We start from the raw sequence: 16,037 nt of genomic DNA on the forward strand, positions 1-16,037 counted from the left end.
GCTCGCGGAGCAGCCAGTGCTTAGCGGGTCATGCCGGCTTCGCATCACTGCGCCGCAAGACTGAGCAGATCGGCGCCGCCAAGTATGAGCGGCCGCCGGTGCGCACGCCGACCAGACGGTAATTCGAGGTGCCCCAAAGTTCGGTGGATTGGACAGAGGTGGCATGCTCGCTCGTCGCGTACTGCTTACTTCTCGTCGCAATGACGTTGAATCAGTCGTCTCTTTTGTCCGCCTCTGATTTATCAACGAACCAGGCTAATATTGCCGTCATTCCTACCGAAGCGGCGAGCAAGACAAATCCCCACAGAGTATGCGTCTTCCACAGCCCGATCAGTGCCAAAAGGAAAAAGACAAAATGGAATAGAAAATGCGCCTTCCAAATGCTCTTCGGTTTCAAACTCATGCATTCCTCCAATCCTGCCTATTTTTCTCAGGATTGAGTCCCAGTTCCGACATGGAAATCGAAGCGATAAATAGAAGCAAATTGATACTTTTCCCTCGCTTCTGCTGCGAATTTTCTCGTCGGAATAGATCGAGTTGCCAATGCGATTGATGGCCGACAAGGGCGACCGGCGTGTGACAAGGGGCGCGTCCCTATGGTGAGGGCGTGGCGCGCTGGACCAGCAAGCGGGACAGTGCACCCTCGCTGTTGATGTCCAATGTAATCGTGTCCCCGTGCACTTCGCCCGAAAAGCGGGTGAGTACGACCTGGCCCGTTGACGGCAGCCGGTACTGGGTATCGAATGACAGGTGCTGGTCCCGGATGCGGCCGTTCACGATGCTGGCCTCGCCGATCGGTACGCTGGCCGTGCCGGTGAGCAGCCCGTTGGCGCTGTTCAGGTCGAAACGAAACTGCGCCTGTCTTCCGCCGCCGAGATCCATCGCACCTACCCAGCGGCCGCTCGGGTCGCCGGGTTCGGCCGCCGCGCTGCCGACGTCAAAGGACGGCGTCGGCGCGGCTCCCTGGCTGGCATGAGACGCGGGCAATGGCGCATCGGGCTGGTCGCTCGGTGCGGCAAGCCACGCCGTCACCGCCATCGTTGCACCAGCCAGCGCGGCGATGGCGGCGCCGCTGCGCCAGGATGCCCAGTCCATGTCTGCTCCCTGCGTCAGCTTACTTGCACAGCGGACAAGCGGCCTCGGTCGCCGGCGACTGCAACACGCCACCGCCCACAATCACAGGGCGGGTGCCCTTGGCGCTCACCTTGTCCTTGAAGATTGCCGCTTCCGGATTTCCCAGCGTCGACAATCCCTGGCCATTTAATGCCTGGTTCGGGAAGTAGCTGCTGCTGTAGGCCTTGACAGCGCCGGCATCGAGATTTCCGATGGCAATTTCGGTGTGCCCAGCCACGCTGCATGGATCCACACCGGGAGCAACCTCGGCCGATTCGCAGACCTTGACGTCGGTCAGTCCGTAAGCCCCCGTGTTCGTCACCGAACCGCTGTAGTTGATCTTTACCACCAGCTGGTTGTTCTGTGCCACCAGGTCGACGTCGCATACCTTCGTTACCGCCAGCCCGCCGGGCGGAGTGGTCGTGCAGGTCGCACTATCGGTATCGGTGATGCTACCGGAGCCGGTTGATGCGGCAGCCGTGACGGTGCCAAGTGTCGTCAGCGTGTTCGACGAATACTGGCCCCGGAAGCAGATGGCGCCGCCGGCGGCGAGCGACGCAGGCGATTGCGGCGTCGTGGTGGGCGAGCCGCCCGCGTCGCAAGTGAAGAAGCCAACCGTGCCAGCAATAAATGCCGGTTTGCTGGAAACCGAAACGCTGGTGACCGTGCCGCCGCCTTCGTTGGTGATGCGGCCCTTCAGCGTATTGAGGACGGTATTGGTCGCCGCCTGGAAGACCGAGCCTTCGCACACAGTCGTCACTTCGAGACGGCATACCGGGAAGCTGGCAATGATGAAGTTCTTGATGGACGCGTTGGGTTCGGCCGACGAACGGCTGGTTGCCATGAAGGTTGAAAAGCAGGAATCGGAGCCGGGCAGCAATTTGGTGATGTTGATCCCGCCTTCGAAGAATTGACCCGGCTGCACGGTGCCCGCCCATGGAATGTTCAGGGTGGTATTGTTGGTGGCGCCGCAGACGCGATCGGCGGGGTCGCAATAGACCCCGGCTACACTGGTCGGCCCGACGCCGATCGACCCCTGGTCTGCCAGCGCGCCCGCCTGCCACTTGAAGATGCGCACAGTGGTGACAGCGCCGCCGTTGCTGTACTCGAAGGCGACCAGTACATCGCCGTCCGCGTGGGTGGCAGGCTGCCCGGTCACCGGGTTGATGAAGGTGCCTGTGGCGTCATTGCGCACCACGGGATTTTTGAAAAACCAGAATCCCAGGCTGGCCGTGCCGGAAAACGAATCGCGGTCGGCGCCAAAGTTAATGATCAGGTCACCGGCGTTGGAATAGGCTGCCGCGTAGCCGTTTTTCATGTCGGTTTTTGGCGGCGATGAACCCAGGTCGTAGCGCCATGTGCCGATGTCGAGCGTGTCTTTGGAACCGTTCCTGAACACCGCCGGGACGGTGTCGGCCACGATGCCGGTTGCGCGCACCGTGTTGGCCTGGTTTGCCGGGAAGCTCTCCCAGTCGTCGGGCGGGGCGGCGCCCGATGGATCGGCAGTATTTCCGTCGAGTACCAACATACCGGTAAGCACGCCCGCGTGCGCCGGCGCCAGCGCCAACGTTGAACACAGCAGCGCTCCGACCACGGCGCCCGTCATCCTCTGCATTGCATTGCGAATATATTGAGTGTCCATTTCAGTGCTCCCATTTTTCTGTTGGTATCGAATGCGGCCGACGGCAATGGCCGCTCAACTTTGGAAAAAGCTGGTATGTCGTTACGAACTTCGCTACGCCGTTCCGCCCAAAACGTTTCTGTGGCGTACACCCGCGGCTATTTCATAGGTGGAATTGGTTGATGAATACGAGCTTTCAAATATTTTGTGGTCCGATTATGCAAACTGCATTGCGCAAAGCGAGGCCGGCGCTTGCGTTTGACGTGGAGGGCGATTCGGCGATGCGATTAATGGAACCCGGTATCATTCCGCCAGGGAGCAATAACGCACCGCGAACAAGAGATTGGATTCTTTATGGTAATAGTGACTCACAGCGGCAAGTTTCACGCCGACGACGCATGGGCTGTTGCAGTGCTGAAGATATTGTTTCCGCAGGCGGAGGTTGTACGCACGCGCGATGCGGCACGGGTCGAGGCGGCTGACTTTGCCGTCGATGTCGGCGGTATTTGGGACGCCGCCACGGGGCGCTTCGACCATCACCAAAAGGGTTTCAGCGGCGCGCGCCAGACGGGCGTGCCCTACGCAAGCGCGGGACTGGTGTGGAAGGAATATGGGGCACGCTGCGTGATCACGCTGGCGGCGGCGCATACGGGCCATCGCTTGTCGGATGACAAGGCGGCCGAGATGGCAGATTCAATCGACGCCGATGTCGTGCAGTACCTGGACCTGTCCGACGTGGGTGCGGCCAAGAATGCGCCGGGCGGCTATGGCCTGTCGGCGGTGGTGTCCGGGTTTAATCCGAACTGGCTCGACGAACAAAGGCTGGGCTACGGCGACGCCGATGATGCCTACAGGCTCAGTCAATTTACCCGCGCCATGGACCTGCTCACCGACATCATGACCAATGCCGTGAAATACCGCGTCGGCGTTTTGCTCGCGGTGGAGCAGGTGAGGCAGGCGGAAGTACTGGAGGAGGGCACGGTACTGTTCCTGCAAAATGGCGCAGTGCCATGGGGGCAAGTGGTGCGCGAGGAAATGCCGAAGCTGCTGTTCGTCATCAGTCACAATATTGCCGAGCAGCGCTACATGATCCACGCAATTCCGGTCAGCCCCGACAGCTTCAAGGCGCGCGCGGATTTGCCGGAGGCATGGGCCGGCTTGCGTGACGCGCAGCTGGCCGCGGTGACCGGGGTTGAAGATGCCGGTTTCTGCCACAATGGCCGGTTCATTGCGTCGGCCAAGTCGTATGAGGGTATACGCCGCATGGCGTCCTTGGCGCTTGAAGCGCTTAAGCAGCCGCGCGACGTTTAGTTATTGCCCCCGTAGGTGGACCGCTATCGCGACGTTGAAACACCAGGTGGCAAAAACTTCACCATGGCTTCCACCAAGACTTCTTTGAAACGACAACGCGCGCTTGCAAGAAAACACGAGCACTGCTAGATGCCTTGGCAATTCTTTCCATGCTCGTGTAAAACTCGCCATCGCGAACGCGCTGAATCGTTGAACTCGGCGGGGATTGTGCCGGCTTGAGAAAACGAAAGATACAACGCCGACTGGATCAAGGAAACGCAACACGTTGTAAACTACCGTCTCTCCCAAACTATGTAGTCGCGGGTGCCCGATGCGCTTCATTTTGCTAGAAAAGACTCATGATTTGCGCAACGAGGTACCTGCATTTCAAGAAGCCTGCCATTTGTGCATAATGACGCGCAGCAAACGCAACACCTTGCAACGAAAAATACGCCGAAACGCAACAGTCCGATTCGAAAGCCATGTCGGCCAGAGCAGGGTCACCCGCCCCGGACGCGGGGTAACAAATGCGTCCTTAACCTGCGCGTGCAGCCGACTGGCCGTCAACGTTTGGAACTTCTTCAGCGTCTGCAAGATGAACGGCAGGTAGGGAGGGACCATCAATCGGCGTGCCGGGCCGGGACGTGGCCACCACCGCACCGCCTTTCCCAGAACAAATTCTAACGAAAAGGCGAACCATAAACCTTGTCTAAATCGCCACGATCGTCAAACGCAGTCAAATTGAAGCGGATTCTGACCGGCGTTCACACCACATAACGGATAGTGCGGTATTCGGGTTCAGTTCAGTGGTCGTTGCCTGTCCCCACCATCTGCGGAACATCGCCGCGACTAAGCAGGCAGCTGACGCGCTGGGCGGTGAATTGGGAGCGTCCGTGACCCGCTCCGGGCGGCGCAGCTACAGGCAGTGCGAGCTGTGGAATTAGCTGTGCGGGTAAATGTGTCACTTTACACCTGGTTCAGAGGGAAAACAGGCACGTAGAGCGGTACCACATTGCTGTCCACTACGGCCGGCGCGCCCTGCTCCGGGTTTTCAGGCCGAGGGGACCTGGGTGGTGCGGGCAGAAGGATTCGCCCCGCTGCCGTACCAAGGTGTATCAAAAAACCAACGGCGTAAATATATTATGCCTTCGTTGGCCGAAAGATATCAATCAGCTGTATTCTTTCTTATCGATCTGACATTTACTCAGCTTCAAGTTCATCGCTCTCGGAGATCCTATGAAAGGCGCCAAAGTATCGTTGGCAATCTTGTTAGTTATTTCCAGCGTATATGCGCGTTCGGAAGAACCCCCTGCACGATCGGAACTGTGCAAGTCAACGCGCATCGCTTTGTTAAAGCAGGCCGACAAACCGTTAATTCTCCCGGACAAAAAATTATCCAAAAAGGAATACAACGTCGTGACGACGGAGCGGGCCTGCGTGCAATCCTATGGCATCGGCTATCCGGGGGGCGTCGCGGGGCTCATGAAGGCAACTGCGACTGAATTCAAGGCTGACTTGGTGCTCCTGACTGGCCTGGTCAACACGGCAAAAAACAAAACGCTCAGCCGCGCTCAGTTACAGGCGGTGGTCGAGGAGCTCACGCCACAGAAAAATAGTGACAATCAAACCTTAAATGCGAGCAATCGCGACACGATGCGCACCAAGCAAATCCAGGACGGTATGAACCGCGAGCAGATGCTGCTATGGGGCCATCATCTCTATTTACGGAAACTGTATGAAGAGGGCAGCGATCAAAAATTGATCGATGAAGTGCTGGCATTGCAAGGGCAGTTCAATATGGCTGTGGCATCGCGCACATGGGACGAGGCAGAGAGCCACACCTACTTTTCAGTGCAATCATTGAAGAACATGATCACGATATATGCATTCAAAGCGCAGGCCAGGCTCGCCAAGGGCAACGGCCAGGCCGGTAAAGCGCTGCTTGCAAACTATATGAAAGCGCGTAAAGCATTCATTCCGATGTTTGGAGTAACGGGAGGAGATCCAACTGGCGAAATCCGGGCGCCGTACTGTGCTATGAAACTCCGCAAGGGTTAGGCCGTGTGCTTCCTCGGAACGGCATGCATTGGCTTGACGCGTCTGGCGTTCGTGCTTTTCGCCTTTGGCCTGGCGACGCCGACGTTGGCGACGGACCAATGTATTAGGGTGTTCAGTGCAAAGGAACCCGCGGGCCGGCTGCATTTTATCAATCCGGATGACATGATCGCTTTTAATGCGCAGCTCGACCGCAATAACCGCTCCAACCGCCACGTGCATTCCATTGCCATTTTTAAGGACGACTCGAAGCAGGAAATAACCTATACGGTCCTCAACGGAACCGGTGAGCCTATTTATCGGGGCGCCCAGATTCACGAACTTGCCGAGGCCATCGACCATGCCACCACCACGGCCGGTGCAAAAAGTGTCTATGTCTCGCTGGCGGGGTTCTCGCCGAAGAAAGCAGCCGGCATGCAAGCGACCATGAATATGCAGTGGGCGCATCTGGATGCGAAACCCAAGCTGGTCATTCGCGTCCCTCCCAGCGACCAAGCCACCATTGACATCGCATTGCCTCAGGAGTTCTTTCTTCCCAGTAGCGGTATCCACAAGGTCACCAAAGTCACTACGGCTGAACGGATGACGGGTCCCGGAAACAAAAAGTGGTACCGGGTGGTGGTCGAATTCATAGTTGAGATAAATGTCACATCAAAAAAAATCGCCCTGCGTTTCATGGTACGAACAAGGCGCATGCAGCAGCAACTGGAACAGATCATGGTCACTCTCCGTCCGGATTGGCTGGCTAGCCATGCTAGTGCAGCCGAGGTGGTCAGCCAGGTGATGGTGCAGATGAAGAAAGCCAATCCTAAAATGCACAGGGACGATTTCAAGGTGGAGATCCTGGACCAGATGGATGGAAACCGGTTTGTGGAAGAGAACTCCGAGACAGGACGCCCCTATGGCCGCCACGGATGAGCGGGTTGTTCAATTAACCATGCCAGGGAATTGCACTTTTCTGGTAGGTCTACCCACCACCCGTGAAGGATTCAATGCCTCCCGAGCGCTCGACGGGCGCGGATACGCGACCAATTTTCTTGGTGGCTGGCCTCAATATCAAGTGCAGTTCGTCGACAATCTGCGGATGCTGTCGCACTTGGCCATGCGGCTGGGTATTGACTTCGTTGAGCAGACTGACTGCGGCGCCTTGCGTGCAGCATTCGACAACCCCGATCGACCGATTGTCATTCTGATGTCACACACGTCGCAGGGCGCATTCGAAATGAACGGAAAGCTAATTGATCAACGACAGATGCTCAACACGGTGCCTGTCGGCTTTTCTGGCGTGTTCGATATTTTTGCATGTGAACCGAATGAACTGGCCGAGGAATTAGTCTCTACCCGCCGTGATTGCCTAATTCGTTTCCTACCACGCAATGTGGATCCAATCTCCTGGTTAGTGTATTTCCAGTCGGTGTTCAGGCTGCTGTACATAGGGCAGCACAGTTATCTGTCAGCGTCGGAAGCCGTAACCATTGCCCTCATCAACCATGCACGGAGACCCATGAAACCTACTAAATCAATTTCTGATGCGATTTCAGCTTTCCTCACGGCAAACAACCAGCATTCTGCCCCGCACCAAGGTGAACCACCACCTATTGATCCACGACATTCTGCGACGCTTCTTGACAGGTTTGACCACATTCAGAAATCAAACCGACTTAGCAAAACGCTTGCCATCGGGATTTTGGTCGGCACTTTCCTCGTCACCTTGTATTTCGCGTTTCTTTACCAAAACGACATCAAATCTGTCTCATTCATTTTGGGGGGGAACTTCTTATCGCTGCTGGTGATAGCGGGATGGCTGCGCAGGATCTGGCTGGAGGGTACTACCCTTGACATCCTGTGCGTTCTGCTGCAAAACCTTCCCCCCAGGGAAGCGGTGCAGGTACTTGCTACCTTTTATAACGGTACGCTTGACCGCAGAGTAGGATAGTGTATTGGTAGGTCTACTGTCGGCAAACCCAAATAGCTCGCCTTCCTTCGGAGGAAGTGTGCCGATGTTACATAGCGGATCCAACACATGCCCGTGCACGCGCGGTCCTGCGTAGAAATGCGCAAACTTTTCCAAAGTGACGGATCGTGCTGGCGGCTCGGCCGGGGACTAGTCTAGTTCTTGGTAAGCTTGCGAATCGTAGAGCCGGAGAACAAGTCCAAAGCAAAGAAAAAAATGTCAACTTATAAATTGTTGCAAAGACGCAAATTAGATAAATCAAAAATTTCTTGTGGCGAAAATAATATGAATTTCTCGTACTATAAGGATTCCAGTGGTAATCAAAAATCACTATTTTGCAATTCCTCCAGGACATTGACGGGAGAAAGAAACCGTCGCTTGGCGACCGTTCAGTGGTCAGGGCGATAATTCGTTAACATTGATCGGCGGACCGCTTTCACAAGAGTATGAGGAACCTGCCCCGCGAAAATACTCCAGATTTGAAAGTATTTTCTTCGGAGATACATAAGATGTTGATTATCTTTCCCGGCAGTCCGATCCGCGCTAGGAGATAGACTTTTTCTCATAGCGCGTTGATTAATCTTGGTAATTCTTAAGGCCGCAAACGGCTTAGAGAGGGCACAGTGGAGCCAGCTTCCCAGGAGGTCAGAACCGCTAGCAAGAACGGCCCCGACGTGGCCACCCCAAAAAAAACACCATCCTCGATAGCAAAAGCGTTCCCGTCCAGCAACGCACCGGTGACACCTTCCATTCAAGCGCCCACAGGCGGGGGAGCACTGCGCTCCGTAGGCGAGAAATTCAACACCAATGCCGCAACAGGAGCAGCCTCCCTGTCGATTCCCTTGCCGTTGACGCCGGGGCGCAGCGGCCTTACGCCCGCGCTTGAACTACGCTACGACACAGGAACGGGCAACAGCGTTTTTGGGATTGGATGGCAGCTCACAACGGCGGCAATCACACGCAAGACCGATCGCGGACTCCCGAGCTACGATGACGCGGAAGAAAGCGACGTGTTTATCCTTGTCGGCGCAGAAGACCTCGTTCCGGCGCAGCGGCGCGACAGTTCGGGCGCCGACGCTCCGGACGAGATCGACGTCGACGGATTCCGGGTCAAACGCTATCGGCCCCGTGTCGAGGGCTTGTTCGCTCGGATAGAACGGTGGACCCGTACAGCGGACGCCGCTACGCATTGGCGAGTAACCACACGCGACAACATAACCAGTATCTATGGCTGGACCGGATTGGCCAGAATCGAAGATCCTACCAATCCCCTGCACGTATTTTCCTGGCTGCTTGAAGAGACGCGCGATGACCTAGGGAATGTCGTCCATTACGGCTTTGTTGCAGAAGACGCGAGCCGAATTGATGCCGGCGCCATCAGTGAACTGTCGCGTTTCGTTCCAGCAGCGGATGGACAACAGCGCTTCTTGGCCAACGCGCAGCGCTACCTGAGGTCGGTGAGCTATTCGAATGCGACTGCGCTCGATACGTCCATGGGCTCGCATTTCGTGCCCCTGACCAACCCCGAGAAGCACGATTTTCTGTTCCGTGCCGTCTTGCGCTACGGTGAAACGGAGGATCTTCCCTGGCCGGTGCGCCAAGACCCTTTCAGTACCTGCAAGCCAGGTTTCGAGTTGCGTACCTACCGCTTGTGCCATGAAGTCGTCATGTTGCACCGCTTCGCCACACTTGGTGCCGGCTGGGTGCCGGTCAGGACGCTGGCGTTCGCATACGATCAATCGCCAGCGCTGACGCGTCTGGCCAGCGTCAGCCTGACGGGCAGCATCGCAGATGCCGCCGCAGACTTGAGCCAGGATGAGAACGCGCTGCCGCCACTCGAGTTCAGCTATTCAGCAGGGGCGCTTGGCCACGCTTTCAAACGTTTTCCCGCAGCCGCGCTGGAAGGAATGCCCTCCGGTCCCTCCGGCGCGGCTGCGCGCTGGGTCGATCTCGATGGCGAGGGCCTGCCCGGCATGCTATGGGCGGGCGATAGCGGCTGGTACTACAAGGCTAATCTGTCGGGACGCACTACGCCTGGAATGGCCGCCGGCGACCAGGTTACCATGAGCGGCCCCATGCCGCAGCGCAGCTTGCCGGTGCCCTCATCGCTGGACCAGCGTCAGCTCACCGATCTAGACGGCGACGGTCGCCTGGACATGGTGAAGTTCAGCCCGCCCGGCGCCGGCGCGTTCGCCCGTACCGAGGCCGGGGGCTGGGACCAGTTCCGGCCCATGCCCAATGCGTTGCACATCAACTGGAGCGATCCCAACTTGCGCATGGTCGATCTCGATTGCGACGGCCTGGCAGATGTGTTGCTTGCGCAGGCTGACCGTCTGCTCTGGTACCGATCGCGCGGGCCTCTGGGATTTCACCCGGCGCAATGCGTGCGCCTGCCCGCCGACGAAGAACGCGGACCGAACGTGCTGTTCAACGATGCCGGCAACGGCATCTTCCTTGCCGATATGACCGGAGATGGCCTGGCGGACCTGGTACGCGTCAGGCACGCCAGCGTGGTCTATTGGCCGGGCCTTGGACGCGGACGGTTCGGGCCGAAAGTGACCATGGGGGGATTCGCGCCGTGCGACACCGCCGACGGATTCGACGCGCGCCGCCTGCGGCTGGGCGATGTCGATGGGTCCGGAACAATCGACCTTCTGTACATCACCTCATCGGGCGTGCGCATGTACGCGAACCAGGCGGGCAATCGCTTCGCCGCCCCGGTCATGCTGGAAGGATTCCCGAAGCTCGACGCCACCACATCGGTCGATGTGATGGACTTGTTTGGGCGCGGCACCGCGTGCCTGGTCTGGTCTGCTTTCCACACAGGCGGCAATTCTGCGCCAGTGGGCTATCTCGACCTTATGCCGGACGGAAAGCCGCACCTGTTGAATCGGATTGTCAACAACTACGGAGGCGAGACCCGTATCGAGTATGCCCCCTCGACATATTTCTACCTTAAGGACAAGCTGACCGGCATGCCATGGCTGACGCGGCTCCCATTTCCGGTGCAATGCGTCAGGCGAACCGAGCACATCGACCACATTGCGCAGACCAGGCTCACGCGCAGCTATGTCTACCACCATGGTTATTACGATGGCCACGAACGCGAGTTCCGGGGTTTCGCCAGGGTCGACCAGCGCGACGCGGAAGTGTTCAGCCTGAACGACACCGAGGCTGCCGCCTGCGAGGGAACAAGCGGCGCACCCGGCCAGCCTGCGGTTGAAACGCGTACCTGGTTCCACACGGGCGCCTGGCTTGAGTGCGATGTGCTCGAGTTGCGCCTGGCACGCGAGTACTTCAATGGCGATGCGCAGGCCCGCCCGCTGCCAGATACGTTGATGCCGGCCTCTCTTTCGATTCCGGAGCAGCGCGAGGCCGCGCGCGCCTTACGGGGAACCAAACTGCGCGAAGAGATCTACTCGCTCGATTGTTCCGAAAAACAGGCTTTGCCATACAGTGTTACCGAATCGCGTCATGCGGTTCAGCTAATCCAAGCCAAGGGGAGTGCGCAACACGCCGTGTTCCAGTCCTACCTTGCCGAGTCGGTCAGCTATGTCTATGAACGCAATCCGGCCGATCCGCGCGTCAGTCATGCATTGACATTGAAGATCGACGAATTCGGCAACGTGCTCGAGTCGGCTGCGGTGGCCTATCCGCGCCGCTCGGCGGTGGAGCCGGAACAGCTGGCGCTCCTGTGCACAGTGACGCAGGCCCGGGTAAGCAATAGGGCAGACCAGGCCAAGTGGCGGCGCATAGGCGTTCCGATCGCCACACGCAGCTCGGAATTGACAGGCATGCGTGCGCCGGCGGGCGGGGCGCTGTTTTCCTGCACCGAGCTCGCCGATGCCTTTGCCGCTGCCACGGAGATTTCGTACGAACAGAAAGCCAATGGAATGGGCGCCGAACGGCGGACCCTGAAGGTGCAGGCTACCCGCTACTACGCGGACGACCTGGGCTCGGTCCTCCCACTTGGCCAGGCAGGACGGCGCGCGCTGCCGCACTGTGCCTACGCCCTGGCTTTTAGCGCCGACATCATCGGCGGCATTTATGGCGCTGTCCGCGCCGGCGGCCTGCCGTTCGCCGAGGGCGGCTATGTAGGCGGCAGCGCCATTGGCGCCGACGCCTGGATTCCATCGGCCAGCTACTGGACGCCGTCCCCGACACTGACGCACGATGCTGCTAAATTCTATGTGCCGTCAGGTTCGACCGATCCCTGGGGCAATGAAACCTGTGTCACTCACGATATGTACTGCCTGAATGTGAGCAGTGTGCTCGATGCGCTCGGCAAGCAGACGGTCGCGCAGTACCACTATGGCGCCATGCTCCCCAGCAGGATTGTCGATCCGAATGGCGACGCAACGGAGTACGCATTCAATCCGCTCGGCCTGGTTGTAAAGACCGCGCGCGTGGGACGCAATGGCGATGGCGACACCCTGGACGCACCCACGACCAGCATGCGCTACGAATGGCTGCGGTGGTCGCAAGCGGCAGGCCGGCTGGGCATGACCGGGGCGCGTGCCCATCCGGCGCGCGTGCGCAGCGCCATTCGTGAGAAGCACGGGGCTGCACGGATGCAGGAACAACTGGTGTATAGCGACGGTTCCGGGCGCGAGATCATGACGAAGATGCTGGCCGCGGCGGGGCCGGTGCCGGATGTGGTCGATGGCCGGCTGGTGCGGGATCTGGATGGCCGGCCGGCCATGCGTGATTCTGACACGCGCTGGATAGGCAGCGGCCGCGTGATTCATGACAACAAGGGCAACCCGGTCAAGCAATACGAGCCCTTCTTTTCGGACCGGGAGGAATTCGAGACGGAGCAGGAATTGGTTGAATGGGGCGTCACGCCCGTGTTGCATTACGACCCGCTGGGCCGGCCGCTGCGGGTACTGCATCCGGACGGCAGCTGGGCCTGGACCGAGTTCGATCCGTGGCAAGTGCGTGTCTGGGACCGCAACGACACTATTGCGCGTCATGCAACCATCGCCGATGCGGAATCGGAGTGGATCCAGCGCGCGCGCAAAAGTGCGTACAAGCCGCTGCGCCGCGCCGGCGAACTGGCGCTCAAACACCGCGCCACCCCGGCAGTCATGCAATTGGATACGCTTGGGCGCACCTTCCTGCACAGTGCCGACAACGGCGCGCAAGGCTTGGTTACGACCAGAAGCGCCTTCGACATCGAAGGGCGTACGCTGTCCGTGATGGACCCATTGGGGCGGGAGGCCGCGCGGTCTCGTTACGATATGGCCGACCGCCCATTACAGGCTATGCACATGGATTCAGGAACGCAGCTTTCGTTTCCTGACTGTGCAGGACAGCCATTGGAAAACTGGAGTGCGCGCGGCTACCGAACCACACGCCAGTATGATGCGGTGCGCCGGCCCACACACGTATATGTTGAAACGCCGGAATCGGAGATGGCGGCGGCCCGGCCGGCCCCGGCGGGGCAGCGTCCGCCCGGGAACTGGCTGACCAATTTGTTCCAAGCGGACGATGCGCGCCAGGCAATACCAGTCGTAGCGGCGCGCCGGCGGCTTGCTTCGCGCATGTATTACGGCGAAGACCGCAAGGACCGCAAGGCCGCGCGCACCGCGCGCCAGCTCGGCCAGGTGATTGCCGTGTATGACGGCGCCGGCCTGCTCGAATGCGACCGCTACGACCTCAATGGCAATGTGGAAGTGCTGCGCCGCAGCCTGGCACGCGAAGACTGGCGCGAGCCGGACTGGGCACGGCTTGCCGATATTACAGACTCGGCTGCGGCCGACAGCGCAGCGCAAGCCTTGCTCCAGCGCGGCTTCCTAGAATCGCAGCAGCGCCACGACGCGCTTGGCCGCCAGGTCGAGCAAACGACGCCGGACCGTTCGCGCATCACGACCAGCTTTGACGTCGCAGGGAACGTCGAGTCGATTTATTTGCAGCAGCCTGGCACGGCCGAGGCGGAGGCGATGCTACGTTCCGCGCAGCGCAATGCAAGGGGCCAGGTCGAGCGCTGCGAGGCAGGCAACGGTGTCGTCACGACCTACGAATACGAACCCGATACCTTCCGCCTGCATCGAATCCGCTCGGTGCGTAGCGCTGGTGCGACCCTGTTGCAAGACCTGCGCTATACCTACGACCCGGAAGGCAATACAACCGAGGTCGAGGACGGGTGCGAAGGGAGTGAATTTTTCAACGGCGCGGTCGTCGCTGGCGGCGGGCAGTACAGCTTCGACGCGCTGTATCAGATCGTGCAGTCGAGCGGCCGCGAGCACCCGGGTGCGCCGTATGAACATGCCGATCCCTTAAAGGATCAGCGTCCCGCCGCGACCGACATGCAGGCCTTGCAGCGGTACACCGAGAGCTATACCTACGACGCTGCCGGTAACCTGCAGGAAATGGCGCACAAGGCCGGCGCGGGCGGGGGATGGACCAGGCACTACAGCTACGACCGCGACAGCAACAGGCTGCTAGCAACCCGCGTCTCGCAATCCCAGGAAGTCCAGTACCTTCACGATGCTGCGGGGAACATGGTCTCAATGCCGCACCTGAAAAGCATGGCATGGAATCACGCAGAGCAACTTGTTGCGGCCGATTTGGAGGGTGGGGGAGAGGTGTTTTTCAGGTACGGCGCTGGCGGCGAGCGGGTGCGCAAGGTGCACCAGCATGGGATGACCGTCGACGAGACCATTTATTTCGGCGGCTTCGAGATCCACCGGCGTCGTGGCGGGCCGGACGGCGACATCGAATATGAGCGCGAAACGATCGCCGTGATGGACGGCGCGCGCTGTATTGCGCGCTTCGAGACGAGGACCTTCGACGACGGCGAAGCGATCCTGCGCCGCGCGGGCATGGCGCGCTACCAATTGAGCGACCGGCTGCAGTCGTCAGGTGTGGAGCTGGACGAGCGGGGCAGGGTGATCAGCTACGAGGAATACCACGCCTATGGCAGCACGGCGTTCAAGTCCGAGCCGCGCAGTGATACGTTCAGCCGCAAGCGCTATCGCTACACGGGGGCCGAGCGGGACGAGGAAACCAAGCTCGATTTCCGATCGGCGCGCTACTACGCGGCGTGGCTGGGCAGATGGACGGCTGCTGATCCGGCTGGGGCGACCGACGGGCTTAATCTTTACCGCTATGTCGGCGGCAGGCCGACCCATATGGTGGATGGAAGCGGGTTGGCGGGGCAGGTGACTGAGCCGCTGTGTACCGCAGATGATCCCACTGGTCAGAATTCTCCGCGGCCCACGGGCGATCCGGCAGCCGTTGAAAAAACGGCGGCTCGTTACATTGACATCGGGCTGATGCTAGCAACAGGGGTTGCCGGATTTGCCCTTGCCGGCACGTTGCTGGTACCGCCTGAACCGCTCTCGAAGGTTGCAGCTGGTGCTGTCGCTGTGTATTCAGCCGATCAGATAAGCACAGCGTTCCGAGAACTGTACACCGCGGAAATTCAACCCACTCTGTTGGAGAGCATCGTGGCTGACGTTGCCGTAGAAGCCGGCATGGATCGTGAGTCCGCAATAAAACTTGGCGCGAATACTGATTTCGCTGCCGCACTTGCGATTAGCTTGCCGTGGTCAGCAATGAGTTCAGTGGCGATAAGGGGCCTGGCAATTGCAGAAGATGTCGTCAAGGGTGGGCGAGATGTGGTCAAAGGTGTGCGGATACGACAATTGCCAAAATTCAAGTCCGCGATAATAGAGGCGGAGAATATCACTACGGTTAAGGATACGCAATCCTCCATACCACGCGGACTTCATGAGCAGTTAACGTGGAAAGAGGTGTTAGCCGATCCTTCGAAAGGAAATGTTTTGGATCTGGCGAAAGATGCACGCTATCCATTGGACTTGGGGTTCATGAAAATGGAGAGGACTCATATCATGTTAAATGGAGAAAAAATTCAGATCCACTATCAGTACAACAGCTGGACAAAAAAACCTTACGACATGAAAGTCAATTCGATGCCGTATCTGTTTTGACGGATTCAACTTTTGCCAGTCCGAATGCCTCCAAGTCATCCGAATTTAA

The 16,037-nt window shown here is 58.9% G+C and carries 8 protein-coding genes; 5 read left to right on the forward strand and 3 right to left on the reverse strand.

Translation table 11 applies throughout. The annotated features are described in order from the left end of the window. Positions 1 to 211: 211 nt before the first annotated feature. The 3 genes from F2P45_RS18710 to F2P45_RS18720 all read right to left on the reverse strand — a co-directional run bounded on the left by F2P45_RS18710 (position 212) and on the right by F2P45_RS18720 (position 2,755). A complete protein-coding gene (locus tag F2P45_RS18710) occupies positions 212 to 403 on the reverse strand; it encodes a hypothetical protein (RefSeq protein WP_166878381.1) in 192 nt (63 codons plus the stop codon). 191 nt (positions 404 to 594) lie between these two features. Next, the gene (locus tag F2P45_RS18715) at positions 595 to 1,095 is read right to left on the reverse strand and encodes a hypothetical protein (protein WP_166878383.1); all 501 of its coding nucleotides are present in this window, start codon (positions 1,093 to 1,095) and stop codon (positions 595 to 597) included. A gap of 19 nt (positions 1,096 to 1,114) precedes the next feature. After that, positions 1,115 to 2,755 (reverse strand): hypothetical protein, encoded by a 1,641-nt coding sequence (locus tag F2P45_RS18720; protein ID WP_166878385.1) that lies wholly within the window; start codon positions 2,753 to 2,755, stop codon positions 1,115 to 1,117. Between the two features lie 333 nt (positions 2,756 to 3,088). On the opposite strand from F2P45_RS18720, the gene F2P45_RS18725 reads away from it, so the two are divergent. The 5 genes from F2P45_RS18725 to F2P45_RS18745 all read left to right on the forward strand — a co-directional run bounded on the left by F2P45_RS18725 (position 3,089) and on the right by F2P45_RS18745 (position 15,988). Next, the gene (locus F2P45_RS18725; RefSeq protein WP_166878387.1) at positions 3,089 to 4,045 is read left to right on the forward strand and encodes an MYG1 family protein; all 957 of its coding nucleotides are present in this window, start codon (positions 3,089 to 3,091) and stop codon (positions 4,043 to 4,045) included. Positions 4,046 to 5,260: 1,215 nt separating this feature from the next. Next, complete coding sequence (locus tag F2P45_RS18730) at positions 5,261 to 6,082, forward strand: hypothetical protein (protein ID WP_166878389.1); 822 nt, start codon at positions 5,261 to 5,263, stop codon at positions 6,080 to 6,082. 33 nt (positions 6,083 to 6,115) lie between these two features. Next, positions 6,116 to 6,997, forward strand: a complete 882-nt coding sequence (locus tag F2P45_RS18735; RefSeq protein WP_166878391.1) for a hypothetical protein — start codon at positions 6,116 to 6,118, stop codon at positions 6,995 to 6,997. After that, positions 6,981 to 8,015, forward strand: a complete 1,035-nt coding sequence (locus F2P45_RS18740; RefSeq protein ID WP_166878394.1) for a UBA domain-containing protein — start codon at positions 6,981 to 6,983, stop codon at positions 8,013 to 8,015. The genes F2P45_RS18735 and F2P45_RS18740 overlap by 17 nt, the downstream gene beginning before the upstream one ends. Before the next feature lie 692 nt (positions 8,016 to 8,707). Further along, entirely contained in the window at positions 8,708 to 15,988 is a 7,281-nt protein-coding gene (locus tag F2P45_RS18745; protein WP_166878397.1) for a SpvB/TcaC N-terminal domain-containing protein, read from the forward strand. The last annotated feature ends 49 nt before the right edge of the window (positions 15,989 to 16,037 follow it).

It is taken from the genome of Massilia mucilaginosa, assembly GCF_011682145.1.
In the GTDB taxonomy this organism is placed as follows: Bacteria; Pseudomonadota; Gammaproteobacteria; order Burkholderiales; family Burkholderiaceae_D; genus Telluria_A; species Telluria_A mucilaginosa.

Bases quoted from the DNA above. Each gene is read 5' to 3' on its own strand.
- F2P45_RS18715 (WP_166878383.1), bottom strand. From the start codon at position 1,095: ATGGACTGGGCATCCTGGCGCAGCGGCGCCGCCATCGCCGCGCTGGCT.
- F2P45_RS18740 (WP_166878394.1), top strand. From the start codon at position 6,981: ATGGCCGCCACGGATGAGCGGGTTGTTCAATTAACCATGCCAGGGAAT.
- F2P45_RS18730 (WP_166878389.1), top strand. From the start codon at position 5,261: ATGAAAGGCGCCAAAGTATCGTTGGCAATCTTGTTAGTTATTTCCAGC.
- F2P45_RS18725 (WP_166878387.1), top strand. From the start codon at position 3,089: ATGGTAATAGTGACTCACAGCGGCAAGTTTCACGCCGACGACGCATGG.
- F2P45_RS18710 (WP_166878381.1), bottom strand. From the start codon at position 403: ATGAGTTTGAAACCGAAGAGCATTTGGAAGGCGCATTTTCTATTCCAT.
- F2P45_RS18720 (WP_166878385.1), bottom strand. From the start codon at position 2,755: ATGGACACTCAATATATTCGCAATGCAATGCAGAGGATGACGGGCGCC.